Source organism: Flagellimonas sp. MMG031, assembly GCF_040112705.1.
Classification (GTDB): domain Bacteria; phylum Bacteroidota; class Bacteroidia; order Flavobacteriales; family Flavobacteriaceae; genus Flagellimonas.
In genome coordinates this window covers 1,758,604-1,772,431 of record NZ_CP157804.1, presented here as the reverse complement: position 1 = coordinate 1,772,431, position 13,828 = coordinate 1,758,604, and the positions used below count along the sequence as shown (strand labels likewise).

At 44.4% G+C, this 13,828-nt stretch carries 12 protein-coding genes; 7 read left to right on the top strand and 5 right to left on the bottom strand.

What is annotated here, in order from left to right; all coding sequences use genetic code 11:
* Positions 1–24: 24 nt before the first annotated feature.
* The 6 genes from ABNE31_RS07970 to ABNE31_RS07945 are packed head-to-tail and all read left to right on the top strand — an operon-like array spanning position 25 to position 6,116.
* Entirely contained in the window at positions 25–996 is a 972-nt protein-coding gene (locus ABNE31_RS07970; protein ID WP_349352970.1) for a stage II sporulation protein M, read from the top strand.
* The gene (locus ABNE31_RS07965; protein ID WP_349352969.1) at positions 980–1,870 is read left to right on the top strand and encodes a hypothetical protein; all 891 of its coding nucleotides are present in this window, start codon (positions 980–982) and stop codon (positions 1,868–1,870) included. The genes ABNE31_RS07970 and ABNE31_RS07965 overlap by 17 nt, the downstream gene beginning before the upstream one ends.
* Positions 1,871–2,599 carry a DUF4129 domain-containing protein gene (locus tag ABNE31_RS07960; RefSeq protein WP_349352968.1) on the top strand — a complete coding sequence of 243 codons (729 nt, stop codon included), beginning with the start codon at positions 1,871–1,873 and terminating at the stop codon, positions 2,597–2,599.
* Positions 2,592–3,809, top strand: coding sequence for a DUF4350 domain-containing protein (locus ABNE31_RS07955; protein ID WP_349352967.1), 1,218 nt, complete (start codon positions 2,592–2,594; stop codon positions 3,807–3,809). The genes ABNE31_RS07960 and ABNE31_RS07955 overlap by 8 nt, the downstream gene beginning before the upstream one ends.
* Positions 3,799–4,782, top strand: coding sequence for a MoxR family ATPase (locus ABNE31_RS07950; protein WP_349352966.1), 984 nt, complete (start codon positions 3,799–3,801; stop codon positions 4,780–4,782). Before ABNE31_RS07955 ends, ABNE31_RS07950 begins: the two co-directional genes overlap by 11 nt.
* Positions 4,783–4,784: 2 nt before the next feature.
* Positions 4,785–6,116, top strand: coding sequence for a DUF58 domain-containing protein (locus ABNE31_RS07945; protein ID WP_349352965.1), 1,332 nt, complete (start codon positions 4,785–4,787; stop codon positions 6,114–6,116).
* An 80-nt stretch (positions 6,117–6,196) separates the two neighbouring features.
* Here the strand turns inward: ABNE31_RS07945 and ABNE31_RS07940 are convergent, their stop codons facing one another.
* From ABNE31_RS07940 to mnmA, 3 genes are read right to left on the bottom strand one after another with little or no spacing between them, the layout of a single operon-like run.
* Positions 6,197–6,673 (bottom strand): hypothetical protein, encoded by a 477-nt coding sequence (locus ABNE31_RS07940; RefSeq protein WP_179385471.1) that lies wholly within the window; start codon positions 6,671–6,673, stop codon positions 6,197–6,199.
* 50 nt (positions 6,674–6,723) lie between these two features.
* The gene (locus ABNE31_RS07935) at positions 6,724–7,665 is read right to left on the bottom strand and encodes a nitronate monooxygenase (protein WP_349352964.1); all 942 of its coding nucleotides are present in this window, start codon (positions 7,663–7,665) and stop codon (positions 6,724–6,726) included.
* Positions 7,666–7,719: 54 nt separating this feature from the next.
* A complete protein-coding gene (gene mnmA, locus ABNE31_RS07930) occupies positions 7,720–8,910 on the bottom strand; it encodes a tRNA 2-thiouridine(34) synthase MnmA (protein ID WP_349352963.1) in 1,191 nt (396 codons plus the stop codon).
* 202 nt (positions 8,911–9,112) lie between these two features.
* On the opposite strand from mnmA, the gene ABNE31_RS07925 reads away from it, so the two are divergent.
* Complete coding sequence (locus tag ABNE31_RS07925; protein ID WP_349352962.1) at positions 9,113–10,993, top strand: fasciclin domain-containing protein; 1,881 nt, start codon at positions 9,113–9,115, stop codon at positions 10,991–10,993.
* Positions 10,994–11,258: 265 nt separating this feature from the next.
* On the opposite strand, the gene ABNE31_RS07920 is transcribed toward ABNE31_RS07925, so the two are convergent.
* Both ABNE31_RS07920 and yidC read right to left on the bottom strand, forming a co-directional pair.
* On the bottom strand, positions 11,259–11,798 hold the full coding sequence (locus ABNE31_RS07920; protein ID WP_349352961.1) for a DUF6515 family protein: 540 nt from the start codon (positions 11,796–11,798) through the stop codon (positions 11,259–11,261).
* A gap of 92 nt (positions 11,799–11,890) precedes the next feature.
* Positions 11,891–13,765 carry a membrane protein insertase YidC gene (gene yidC, locus ABNE31_RS07915; RefSeq protein ID WP_293290072.1) on the bottom strand — a complete coding sequence of 625 codons (1,875 nt, stop codon included), beginning with the start codon at positions 13,763–13,765 and terminating at the stop codon, positions 11,891–11,893.
* Positions 13,766–13,828 lie beyond the last annotated feature (63 nt).

Here is a 13,828-nt window from a genome sequence, read left to right as displayed (position 1 = left end):
TTTACTTACAAACCATCGAATTTAATGCGCGAGGCCGCTTTTATTAGGCAAAATAAAGATAAATGGGCCGCTTTTGAAAATGCCCTGATCGATAAGGGCCAACTTCATCCCGATGAGCTTTCCGATCTTTATATTGAGATCACGGACCATCTGAGTTACGCAAAGACGTTTTATCCGGGCAGCAACACACAAATTTATCTCAATTCACTTGCCTCCCAAGCGCACCAGAAAATCTACAAGACCAAACGGGAATCCAGAAACCGTATTGTCCATTTTTGGAAAACGGAATTCCCCATCATGTTCAAGCACCATCATCGAGAACTGCTCGTCTCATTTTTAGTATTTGCCTTTTTTGTGGTAGTTGGGGCATTCTCATCGGCCAACGAAGGGGATTTTGTAAGATCCATTCTCGGCAACGGCTATGTGAACATGACCTTGGAAAATATTGAAAAGGGGGACCCCATGGCGGTTTACAAACAGCAAGGTGCCTTCAATATGTTTCTGGGCATTACCATCAACAATATCAAGGTGGCCATTTATGCCTTTGCCTTCGGTATATTTTTGGGAGTAGGCACCCTATACATTATGCTTCGAAATGGTATTATGTTGGGTAGTTTTCAATACTTTTTTTATGAAAAAGGGCTACTCTGGGAATCTGCCCGCACCATTTGGATACATGGCACCATTGAGATTTCCGTCATCATCATTGCGGGTTGTGCGGGATTGGTATTGGCTAATGGCATTCTATTTCCGGGCACTTATACCCGATTGGAATCCTTTAAACGCGGGGTTAAGAATGGCCTTAAAATTATGGTGAGTACCGTTCCTTTTTTTATCATTGCCGGTTTTTTGGAAGGATACGTTACCCGACATACCGAAATGCCAGACTGGTTGGCAATTTTCATCATAGTGGGCTCGTTGTCATTGATTGTCTATTATTACATTATATATCCAAACCAAATCCATAGAAAATCCACTCATGCAGACAGAGAATAAGTTCATCGAGTTTAAAAAGCAGCGTGAATTGGGGGAAATCCTATCCGATTCCTTCGTTTTTATCCGAAACGAGTTCAAGCCTTTTTTTGGTACTATTTTAAAAATCGTGGGGCCTTACATTTTGGCCATGCTGATTTCCATGGGGTTTTATATGTACACCGTAGGAGATATTATTAATCTGGGGAACATCGGAAACGCTTCCATCTCCACCTATTCGCCCTTCATAATGCTGCTGGCCGTGGCCGCTATGATGTTTAGCTCCATAGCTGCCTACGTTTTGGCTCAAGGTACTGTGCTCCACTACATCAAATCGTATATTGAACATAACGGAAAAACGGATTACGATGAGATACGTAGCGGGGTCTATGGCTCCTTTTGGTCGCTTATCGGACTCGGCATCCTAGTTGGGCTGTCCGTAATAGTCGGTATTTTCTTTTGCATTATACCCGGGATTTATCTGGCAGTTCCACTATCGATTTCCTTTGCCATTTTGGTATTTCTTAAAAAAGACGCGATGGAATCCTACCAATACAGTTTTACCCTGATCAAGGAAAACTGGTGGATTACCTTTGCCACACTATTTGTCATATACATCATTGTAGCCATCGCTTCTTATGCTTTCAGTTTGCCCTCCATTATTTATATGTGGATCAAAATGGGCGTGTTTTCCGGGGAGATGGATGCCGAAAACATGAATGTTTTTAATGACCCCATTTATCTGTTTTTGAATATTCTCAGTTCATTGGTGCAGTTTCTGATGAACATTATTTTTCTGGTGGCCACTTCACTCATATTTTTCAACCTCAACGAGAAAAAGAATTTTACCGGTACGTTTGAACGTATTGAAAATCTTGGAAAATCATCGGAGGAATAAATGCGCATCACACTGATTGTATCCTGCCTATTGCTATCGTGGACCCTTTGTGCCCAGAACGATTCCATTGTAAGGTATGATACCTCAGCGATTGAAACCATTCAAATTGATCAGGATGATTTACAATCCTACCGAGAGGACAGTGCCTTTAATTATGAGGAGGCGGAGGTGGAAAACAATTGGTGGACCGATTTTACCAATTGGTTCTACAATCTGATCCGACGCTTTTTTGAATGGATTTTTGGGGTGGGCAATGCCGAAGGCTTTTTGGCTATCTTTTTCGAAATACTCCCTTATCTTTTGTTGGCCCTTTTCCTGTATCTGGTCATCCGCTTTTTTGTACGGTCCAACATGATGGGCTGGGGAAAGGGCACCAAAAATCCGAACGTAGTCTCCTTATCGGAAGATGAGCATATCATCAAAAACGAGGATATACGCAAACTGATCAAAAATGCCTTGGCTAACCAAAATTACCGATTGGCCATTCGATATCATTACCTATACATCCTGCAATTGCTCTCCGAGCGCGACATTATTGATTGGCAACAACAAAAGACCAACGATGATTATTTGATAGAACTCACCGAATCTGGGCACTATGCAAATTTTGGGCGGGCAACCGTACTTTACGATTACATTTGGTACGGGGAGTTTAGCATCGACCAAGACCGGTACACGAAAGCAGAAACCGTTTTTACCTCCTTACAAAATGCCATTGCCCATGACTAAAAGAGGACGAATCTATATCATCATCGGACTGTTGACCTTATTGGGCATATTTTTGTTGGAATACAACAAACCCAAGGACATCAATTGGTTCCCTTCCTATGTTTCCCATCACAAAATACCTTATGGAACGTATGTGCTGAACGATTTGATGGAAAAAGCATTTCCCAATGCTGTCCAACAAGTCCAAAAGCCGCCCTTTGAGTTTCTTACGCGTACGGATTCGGTGCAGGGCACTTACTTTTTCGTAAATGAAACGGTTACTTTTGAGGAAGCGGAGCTCAACGCCATTTTGGATTGGGTGGATCAGGGCAATCAACTGTTTGTGGCATCGGAGTATTTTGAACAAAAACTGCTGGATACATTGCACTTGGAACAAATCAATGTGTACAACGAGGGTTCGTTGGAGCCGCTTTTCTATCTGGAACTCACCAACCCAAAGTTCCAGAACAAAAAATTTGAATTCAAAAGAGATTATTACACCAATAGCTTTGATCAATTGGACACCTTGCGCACCGTAGTTCTTGGGGAAGTATATACCAGAACTGATAGCACGGAGACGCTTTCCAAGCACGTCAATACCATAAAACAGGATTTTGGGAATGGAGAAATTATACTGACCTGCTTTCCCAAGGCCTTTACCAATTACTTTATCCTAAAGGATAACCATCTAACTTATACCGCCGGACTCCTATCCTATTTGGAAAGAGGAGGCAACATTTATATGGACAATTTCCATAAATCAGGGAAATCCTTTTACACTTCACCCATGTACCTATTTCTGAACACCAAGGAATTTAGATGGGCCTACTATCTGGTACTGATTGGTGCCTTGGTGTATATCATTTTTGAAGGCAAACGAAAGCAACGGGCCATTCCAGTTGTACCACCGGTAAAAAACCAAACCTTGGCCTTTACCCGCACCATTGCCGATATGTATTTTGAAAAAGGTGAGCTACACTTGATCACCAAGCATAAAATTGATTACTTTTTGGAATATCTCAGGTCCAAACTACATGTTTCGACCCAAGACCTGAAGGACGAAACATTCTTGAAAAATGTATCCATGCGGAGTAATACACCTTTAGAGGATGTTGAAAAATTGATGGAACTGATGGATAAACTCCGCTCCAAATCAATGGTCACCGAAACCGAACTGAAAAATCTGAATCAAAAAATAGAAGCATTTAAAGCAAACGTTGATGGAAAATAACGACTTGAATTTTGACAGCAGGGTCCCCTTGGAAGAATTACGGGACACCGTGGACCTCATAAAAAAAGAACTGGCCACTATCATCGTGGGGCAAAAGGATTTTATCGAACTCCTGATTGTCTCGATACTTTCCGATGGCCACGCCTTAATCGAGGGAGTCCCGGGAATTGCAAAAACCGTAACAGCCAAATTGTTTGCCAAGACCCTTAAAACGGATTTTAACCGCATCCAATTTACTCCCGACCTTATGCCCAGCGATATTTTGGGAACTTCGGTGTTCAATACCAAGACCACCGAATTTGAATTTAAAAAAGGGCCGATTTTTTCCAATATTGTATTGATCGACGAGATCAACAGAGCTCCGGCCAAAACACAGGCCGCCCTTTTTGAGACCATGGAAGAACGTCAGGCCACTGTGGATGGGACCACCTACAAAATGGGAGAGCCCTTTATGGTCCTGGCGACCCAAAATCCCATTGAACAGGAAGGCACCTATGCCCTGCCAGAAGCGCAATTGGACCGTTTCCTTTTTAAGATCAAAGTGGATTACCCCTCAGTGGAAGAGGAAATCACTATTCTTCAAAACCATCATGAACGAAAGGGGGAAAAGCCCCAAGATCAGATCAAGGCGGTGCTTAGCCCGAAAAAACTGGTGGAGTTCAAAAAAAACATCCATGAAGTGGTGGTGGAGCAAAAGATATTGGATTACATCGCAAACATCATCACCAGAACAAGAAACCATCCGCATTTGTATCTAGGTGCCTCACCAAGGGCGTCCATTGCAACGCTGACGGCAGCGAAGGCCTTTGCTGCCATCGCCGGCCGTGATTTTGTAATGCCCGAAGACGTAAAAAAAGCCTTGGTACCCGCTTTAAACCATAGGGTCATCTTGACCCCGGAACGGGAAATGGAAGGTATGACCACCGAAAATGTGGTCACCATGATCATGGAATCTGTTGAAATTCCCAGATAAGCATGGCTTTTCTTCGGTCGTTGTACATACACAATAGCTTCTTCTGGTATCTTGCCATGCTCTCCGCATGCTTTGTCATCTCGTTTTGGGTGCCTTTGCTTTATCCGGTTGCTTGGCTGCTGGTCTACCTTTTGCTGGCGCTATTCTTTTTTGACCTATACTGGCTGTACAGCACAAAAAATGGCATCAAGGCGCATCGGAATCTGCCCAAGAAACTTTCCAACAGCGACGAAAACAAACTATCCATACATCTCAGTTCCCAGTTTCCCTTTAGAACCTTGGTCAGCATTATAGACGAGTTACCTGTTCAATTTCAAAAAAGGGATTTTGAACACCATACAGATCTACAAAAAGGAGAGCCCTATCTATTTGAATATTCGCTACGGCCTGTGGAGCGTGGTGGGTATGTGTTCGGCAACCTGATTGTATTTGCATCCTCTCCCTTGCGTATCATCAAACGGAAATTTACGTTCCAAAAGGACCAGATGGTGCCCGTATATCCCTCCATCATCCAAATGCAACAATACGATTTCTTGGCCACCAGCAATCGATTGACCGAGTTCGGGCTCAAAAAAATCAGAAAAATAGGCCATACCCAAGAGTTTGAGCAAATCAAGGAATATATCAAAGGGGACGATGTGCGGACCATCAACTGGAAGGCCACCGCCAAACGAAACCAATTGATGGTAAACCAATACCAAGATGAGCGGTCGCAACCCATCTATTCCGTTATCGATACGGGAAGGGTGATGAAAATGCCTTTTAGGGGATTGAGCCTATTGGACTATGCCATCAATTCTGCACTGGCGTTTTCCAATGTAGCCCTCAAACGAAACGATAAAACAGGATTGCTGACCTTTTCCAAAACCATTGAAACCTTTGTTCACGCGGTCCAAAAAATCACCCACCTGAATACCATCATGGAAAGTCTGTATAACGTGGCTACGGATTATTCGGATTCGGATTTTGGATTGTTGTACGCACATGTCAAACGAAAGGTAAATCAACGAAGCCTGTTACTGTTGTACACCAATTTTGAGCATATCTCTGGGCTCAAACGCCAACTGCCCTACATTTTGGCCATGGCCAAAAAACATGTTCTGGTAGTTATTTTCTTTGAAAATACAGAATTGGAATCCCTTATTGCGGAAGATGCAGAGAATCTTCAGGCCATTTACCACAAAACCATTGCCGAAAAATTTTCCCTCGAAAAACGGTTGATGCAAAAAGAACTGCAGAAATATGGCATCCAGACCATTCTGACCAAACCTGAGGAACTGACCGTGAACACCATCAATAAATACTTGGAAATTAAGGCAAGGGGAATAATTTAAAGAGCCATGTCCATCGCCAAGATAAAAGTTTGCTTTTGCAACCAATTGGTTCTTTAGCGGTAAAGGTCAAAAAATATCGGCTATTGCTTCGCGGTAAATTCGTGGTTGGAGAGTCCCAAGGTTTGCAAAGAGGGAAGTTTGCCTTCCAACAGCACAAATTCGGATTGGGGTTGTACCCATCGTTTTTTTCTTTTCAAATCAAGCTTGGAATACCTTCCCCGTAGGCGTCTTCTATCATCCTTCTTGGCAAATAGGTCGATGGTTACCCCAACGGTGACGCCGCCCAAAATGGTAGCGGCTAGGTCATCATTGTCCCATCCATTATTTTGCTGTCCGGCATCTACGGTTTCTTTGGCCAGTCCTATCAAGGTACTTCCCGCTACCGAACCTACAAAAGTCCAGATACGGTTACCATCGGAGGCCTGTTTGGCAATTCCAGCTCCGGCCAAGCCAAAGAGGTTGCCACCCAAAAAATGGAGTGCTTTGTCCCGCTCCACTTGCCCATGGCAATGCGAGGCGAGCACAAAAAAGAGTAGTGTGGGGATTAGTGTTCTCATTGCGCTGGGCTAAATATATCAAAAGTTTCCGAAACTTTTTGCCCAAGCCATCAATTGCCGCATATTTCGGCTTTGGCCTTACGGTATTCTTCCAAAAGCTCCGCGACAATATCCGCCGCAGGGGTAATGTGATGTATCAAACCGGATACCTGGCCAATTTCAAGCTCGCCCTCTTCCATATCCCCTTCAAACATACCTTTTTTGGCACGGGCCCTACCTAACAAAGCTTTTAGCTCTTCGGTAGTTGCGCCTTTGGCATAAGCGGATTGGACATCATTATAAAACTTGTTCTTGAGTAAACGTACCGGGGCAAGCTCTTTCAAGGTCAATTGGGTATCACCCTCTTGGGCATCTACCACGCGTTGTTTAAAAAGAGGGTGCGAAGAGGCTTCGGGCGATGCCACAAAACGACTCCCTACCTGGACACCATCGGCACCCAAGACCATTGCCGCCAACATAGCGCGTCCCGTGGCAATACCCCCAGCAGCGATGAGGGGAATGTGTATTTTTTCTTTTACGGAAGGAATCAGTACCATGGTGGTGGTTTCATCGCGCCCATTGTGCCCACCGGCTTCGAAACCTTCGGCCACAACGGCATCCACACCTGCTTCCTGTGCTTTGAGGGCAAACTTTACACTACTCACCACATGTACCACGGTAATACCCTTCTCCTGCAGAAATGAGGTCCATGTTTTCGGATTTCCGGCGGAAGTAAATACAATCTTCACCTCATGCTTTACAATAATGTCCATCAACTTTTCGATGTCAGGATAGAGCATGGGCACGTTCACCCCAAAAGGCTTGTCGGTTGCCTTTTTACATTTGATGATGTGCTCTTCCAACACTTCGGGATACATACTTCCTGCGCCCAAAAGACCAAGTCCTCCGGCATTGGATACTGCAGAGGCCAAACGCCAACCGCTGGCCCAAACCATTCCTGCTTGGATGATGGGATATTCGATTCCGAAAAGTTCTGTGATTTTGTTGTGCATGAAAACGGTTCTTCAAGTTTTCAGCAAAATAATCAAATTTAGGCAGTATTGCGCCTAGGAAATTACCCCGGACCCTATCAGCTCATCCTCCACATACCACGCAGCAAACTGACCTTCGGTAATGGCAGATTGTTTTTCCTTGAAATCGACAAACAAGCCATTCTCTACTTTGTAGAGCGTTGCAGGCTGGAGCGGCTGACGATAACGGATGCGGGCCATCACCTCCATTTTGCCGTCTACATCGAGGGCCAAATCGGGGCGTACCCAATGCAGCTCATCCTCTTTAATGAACAAGGTATTCCTGAGCAAACCCGGATGTGATTTGCCCTGCCCTGTGTAAATAATATTTTTGTCCACATCGGTGTCGATTACGAATAACGGCTCCTTTGTTCCTCCCACGTTCAAGCCTTTGCGTTGGCCAATGGTAAAGTAATGTGCGCCTTGATGCTCTCCCACGACCTTTCCATCCGTTTCTGCGTAAACAGGTTTCTCGGCTTGGAACAACAATCGTTCCCTTTCGTTTTGGAACTTGGGCACTGCAATGGCAAATTGATGGGCATCACTGGGGACCTCAACAATGACTCCTTTTTTGGGCCTTAATTTTTGTTGAAGGAATTCGGGCAAATGCACCTTTCCGATAAAACACAATCCTTGCGAATCTTTTTTATCGGCCGTAATCAGATTATTTGCTGCAGCAATCTTTCTTACTTCAGGCTTCAAGAGTTCCCCGATGGGAAACAAGGTCTTGGAGAGCTGTTCTTGGGAAAGTTGGCATAGGAAATAGGATTGATCCTTATTAGGGTCTTTTCCGGACAAGAGTTGATATGTTTCGGTTCCATCGGCATTTTGAATGGTCCCTTTTCTACAATAATGTCCGGTCGCGACATAATCAGCCCCCAATTGCAGGGCAATTTTTAGGAAGACATCAAACTTGATTTCGCGATTGCATAGCACATCGGGATTAGGTGTTCGTCCCCGCTCGTATTCGTTGAACATATAATCTACAATACGCTCCTTATACTCCACGCTCAAATCAACGGTTTGAAAAGGGATACCCAACTTTTCCGCTACGATTAACGCATCGTTGCTATCCTCCAACCAAGGGCATTCCTCGGAAATGGTCACGGAATCATCATGCCAATTCTTCATAAAGAGCCCAATAACTTCGTATCCCTGCTCTTTGAGCAAATAGGCGGCTACGCTGGAATCAACTCCTCCCGAAAGTCCTACAACAACCTTTTTCATCAACTTGGTTTAAGGCTACAAAAATACAAATTGATGCTTATATAATATGATAAGGATGTCTTAAACCAAAAGTGTCCTAATGGTCTATCAAATGTTAATAAATCTGTATTTTGTTAAATTTTTAATCAAAAATGTTAAACACTATTGTTGTTGGATTGTTTAATCATAGCTTTAAATAGTTAAACAAACATCTATAGACAACATGAAAACTTTAAAACAATTATCCCGACTAACGTTATTATTACTGTTCATTGGGTTCACCTCGTGCTCTGATGACGACAACGGACCCACTCCTCCAGAGGAGACAGGTGACAACATTGTAGAAGCGGCACAGGCCACTTCAGAATTGAGTTCCCTTGTGGCCGCTCTTCAAAAAGCGGACGAAAGCGCGAACAATGATTTGATAACCGCCCTAAGCGGAGAAGGACCTTTTACCGTATTTGCCCCCACCAATCAAGCCTTTACCGATTTATTGGCACAATTGGACGGCTATGATTCCTTGGATGACTTTAACTCACAACAGTTGCAAGACTTGCTTGCCGTTATCTTGACCTATCATGTAGTGGCCGATGCCTCCGTACTATCCACCGATTTAAGCGATGGACAGACCATTACCACCCTGCAAGGCTCTACTGTTCAAGTGTCTACACAAGGGGGAGTTTTCATTCAAGATGCTACCGACACTCCTGCGGAAGTAACCACTGCGGATATTGAGGTATCCAACGGAGTTGTACATATTATAGATAAAGTATTATTGCCACAAGCCGTTTTGGACGCTTTGGCCGACGTTATTTTGGTTCCAATCACTGATTTGGCCCTTGGAAACGAAAATCTAGAAAATTTGGTTGCTGCATTGACTGCTGCCAATGGTGACCTTCCTACCGTATTAAGAGGTGATGGACCCTTCACCGTATTGGCCCCAACCGATGAAGCTTTCGAAAATTTCCTTGACGGAGCTGCCCTAGGAGATATTCCAGTGGATGTGTTGACCAATGTACTACTTAACCACGTGATCAGTGGTGAGGTAACTTCCACTGACTTGACCACACTTGGCTCTGGCTACACCAGCACTATGGCAACTGGAGCAGGAGACCAAATGGTTAGCCTTTTCTTCGATACGTCCGACGGTGTGACCTTTAACGGAGTATCTTCCGTAGTGACACCAGACGTTAAAGCCTTGAACGGTATTGTTCACGTAGTGGATGCCGTAATCGACATTCCAAATATTGTTGACCATGCCGTTGCCAATCCAGGTTTGTCCTCTTTGGTAGGCGCATTGACCGATGGCGGAAACACCACATTCACGGACTTGCTATCCAACGAAGAAGAGCTATTTACCGTATTCGCCCCTGGAAACGATGCCTTTAGCGCATTTACCAATCCAAATTCCAACGATTTGAATGCTATCTTGTCCAATCACGTAGTTGTTGGAGCCGCTGCATTCTCCGCTGATTTGACTAATTCTTATGTGAACACAGCTGCCGAGTTTGCTGCTGATGAAAACTTAAGTCTTTACATCAATACAGATGATGGTGTGACACTGAACGGAATAAGCAACGTCGTGACTGCTGATATCGTTGCCAGCAACGGAGTAATTCACACCGTGGATGCTGTTATCGATTTGCCAACAGTGGTAACCTTCGCAGTTGCTGACCCAACATTCGATTCCTTGCAGGCCGCATTGACCGCTGAAGGACAGCCTGACTTTGTGACCACCTTGTCCGGTGCAGGACCATTTACCGTATTTGCTCCTACCAACGATGCTTTCCAAGCCCTATTGGATAGCAACGACATGTGGAATGGATTGGCAGATATCGATGGTGGCTTGTTGACCAGCGTATTGCAACACCACGTAGTATCGGGTGCCAACGTACGTTCTGGAGACTTGTCCGATGGTGCTACAGCCACCACTTTGGAGGGTGATGACATCACCATCAACTTGCCAGGAACCGGTGACAACATTGCCGATATTACCGACGGAGCCGGAAACACAGGCATTGGTATTATAGCTGTGGATGTACAGGCCAGCAATGGTGTCATCCATGCCGTGAACACCGTATTGATTCCCGATACAATGAACTAATTAAAATTGAATCATAGATAGTGTGAAAAGCCTCCTCAATTTGTTTTGAGGGGGCTTTTTATCGAATGGATATTACCGTTCGTCGATGACACATCAACAAGGGAATGGTTACCCACAAAAAGGAGCTGTTTTACAACTTTTAATTTTTTGGGTGAAGGTTATGCCGCATCTTTGGAGTCCCAAATCTTTCCAAACTAAACCTGTAAATGGAAACTCCCCCAAGACCTTCTTGAGGGAGTTTTTTTATGTAGTAAATGGATTTGTTTTACTCCTCAGGTTCTTCTTCCAACACCTCGATGATCTCATACCCATTTTCTACTTCTTTGTAGACCGCTTGGTTCAGTTCGTGCATGGTCACTCCATCAAAGTCGATTTCCTCAGCATCTTCTGGCAGTTCGTTTACCACGGCACCAACTGGAGGGGCGGCTACTTCGTACTCACCTTGCTTTTCCATGTAAAATACACCGTCTGCGTACTGATAAGGAACGCCTCGAACAACGATACGGACGGCAGCTACGGGCAATGCCCTTAAACGGAGTCCCCTTGCGGGAAAGGCACGAACATATACTCCCCGTCGTTTCACAAAATACATTCCGCCCACGGGATAGTAGGTCACATTTCGGAAAACCAAAGGTCTGGTGTTTGCAGGCAGGCGCCTAAGCGTCCTTCGGACCACACGTCGGTTATGGCGACGTACTTTTCTTCTTACGGTTCGCCTTTCTTCTGGGGTTCGCCTTACTTGGGCCTCAACATAATCCGTTGTTCCCAAAGCAAGGAACGCAAATAGCAAAAGAGCCAATCTCATATTTTTCATCATATTGAATTAATGGTTAACCTCACTTTGACATCTTTTGATGCCAAAGGTTTAATCGGGTCACCTAAAATTCAACAGAAAAATTATTTTCTCTTTCCTAATTTCTTTTGTTCCTCGGCCTGTTCCATCATTTCGCGCATTTTACGCTGGAACTTGTTTTCCTTTTTGGGCTTTTTCTTGTTCTCCTGAATCTGGGCATGGATTTTATTCTCATCCAAGATGTAATTCTTGATGGCCAACATAATAAAGATGGTAATCAAGTTGGAGATAAAGTAGTACAAACTCAACCCACTTGCGTAGTTGTTGAAGAAGAACAACATCATAATGGGCGATAGGTACATAATGAACTTCATGTTCGGCATCCCAGGCTGTTGTTGCATCTGCATGCTCTGCCCTGTGGTCATCTGCATGTAAAAGAAAATCGCTACGGAAGCCAAAATCGGGAACAGGGATACGTGATCGCCATAAAATGGTATTGTAAATGGCAGTTCAAAAATAGTATCGTAAGAGGATAGATCCTCGGCCCATAAAAACGATTTTTGGCGCAGCGCGAACGATGTGGGGAAGAACATGAAGAGCGCGTAGAAAATGGGCAACTGTAATAAAGCTGGCACACAACCGCTCATGGGGCTCACCCCAGCTTTGTTGTAGAGCTTCATCGTCTCTTGCTGCTTTTTCATGGCGTTGTCCTTGTACTTCTCGTTGATTTCGGTAATCTCCGGTTTCAATACTTTCATCTTCGCTTGCGACAAGTAGGATTTGTAGGTTACGGGCGAAAGCGCCAATCGAACCAAAATGGTCATGATAATAATGGCGATACCATATGGCAGGAACGAACTCAAAAAGGTATAAAAAGGTGTAAATACGTAGCGGTTGATCCACCCGAAAATACCCCATCCAAAAGGAATGGAATCCGCCAGACCCAAATCGGTGTAGTCATCCAAGACCTTAACATCCGTAGGACCGTAGTACCAATACATATTTTGTGAAATCTCTCCACCTTGGAACTCCAAAGGAGCCCTTGTGGTATAAGCCTTGGTAAATTGCAACTCCTTGCTTTCTTCCTCCACCAAGTTGGTAGAAGTCAAATCGGCAGTCTTAAAATGGTTATCAGTTGCCAAGATGGAACTAAAAAAGTGCTGACGGTAGGACAACCATTTGACGTCCACTTCGGTTTCCTCATCAAAATCGCTGCTTTCCGACAGCTTGCTGATGTTTCCATCGTCGTGGTTATAGGTCAATCTGGTATATCGATTTTCGTATTGGACACTTTTGTTGTGTCGGATTCCTTTCAAGTCCCATTCCAAGGTCACTGGTTTGCTGGTATTGAATACCCCGTTCAAGCCTTGGGAACGAACGGTAAAGTCCACCAAATATTCGTCGGGTTTCATTTCGTACCGATACTCCAAGTATTGGTTACTGGCCACTTTGGCCTTCATGGAAAGTACTTGATTGTCCCCACTTTGGGACAATGACGGCTCAAAATATAGGTCTGCGGTGTTGAGCACTCTATTGTCAGTCGTAGTAAAATTCAATGCAAAGTTGGCATTGCCATCCTTCACCAAATACACGGGAACGGAATCGTAGGTAACAAAATTCTTCATTTTGGCCTCCACGATCTGTCCGCCTTTATTGGAAACTTCCAGTTTAAGCACTTCGTTTTCCAAAAGGGTGGTTCCCTCCCTTGTGGGGGTGAATCCAAAGGCACCTACCGTGCTTTTGTATTGTGCCACCGCTGTGGAATCGCTCAGGTCGATGGTCTTAACTTCTTTTACGGGAGCCTTTTTGGTCGCTTCTTCTTGTGCCTGGGCCTCTTCCGCCTCAACTCTTGCCTGCTCGGCTTTTTGTGCCTCCAACTCTTCTGGCGTAGGCTGATTTTGGTAAAACATGTAGATGAGTATCCCAAAAATCAGTACAAATCCAATAATGGATTTAATATCCAGCTTCTTTTCTTCCATGAATATTGTTTAGTAGAACTATGTTACGGTATTCCAGTGGGCAAATATATGCCCAAAACCGCG

Coding starts and splice junctions, on each gene's coding strand:
- ABNE31_RS07970 (WP_349352970.1), top strand. CDS start 25: ATGCGCGAGGCCGCTTTTATTAGGCAAAATAAAGATAAATGGGCCGCT.
- ABNE31_RS07965 (WP_349352969.1), top strand. CDS start 980: ATGCAGACAGAGAATAAGTTCATCGAGTTTAAAAAGCAGCGTGAATTG.
- ABNE31_RS07960 (WP_349352968.1), top strand. CDS start 1,871: ATGCGCATCACACTGATTGTATCCTGCCTATTGCTATCGTGGACCCTT.
- ABNE31_RS07955 (WP_349352967.1), top strand. CDS start 2,592: ATGACTAAAAGAGGACGAATCTATATCATCATCGGACTGTTGACCTTA.
- ABNE31_RS07950 (WP_349352966.1), top strand. CDS start 3,799: ATGGAAAATAACGACTTGAATTTTGACAGCAGGGTCCCCTTGGAAGAA.
- ABNE31_RS07945 (WP_349352965.1), top strand. CDS start 4,785: ATGGCTTTTCTTCGGTCGTTGTACATACACAATAGCTTCTTCTGGTAT.
- ABNE31_RS07940 (WP_179385471.1), bottom strand. CDS start 6,673: ATGAGAACACTAATCCCCACACTACTCTTTTTTGTGCTCGCCTCGCAT.
- ABNE31_RS07935 (WP_349352964.1), bottom strand. CDS start 7,665: ATGCACAACAAAATCACAGAACTTTTCGGAATCGAATATCCCATCATC.
- mnmA (WP_349352963.1), bottom strand. CDS start 8,910: ATGAAAAAGGTTGTTGTAGGACTTTCGGGAGGAGTTGATTCCAGCGTA.
- ABNE31_RS07925 (WP_349352962.1), top strand. CDS start 9,113: ATGAAAACTTTAAAACAATTATCCCGACTAACGTTATTATTACTGTTC.
- ABNE31_RS07920 (WP_349352961.1), bottom strand. CDS start 11,798: ATGAGATTGGCTCTTTTGCTATTTGCGTTCCTTGCTTTGGGAACAACG.
- yidC (WP_293290072.1), bottom strand. CDS start 13,765: ATGGAAGAAAAGAAGCTGGATATTAAATCCATTATTGGATTTGTACTG.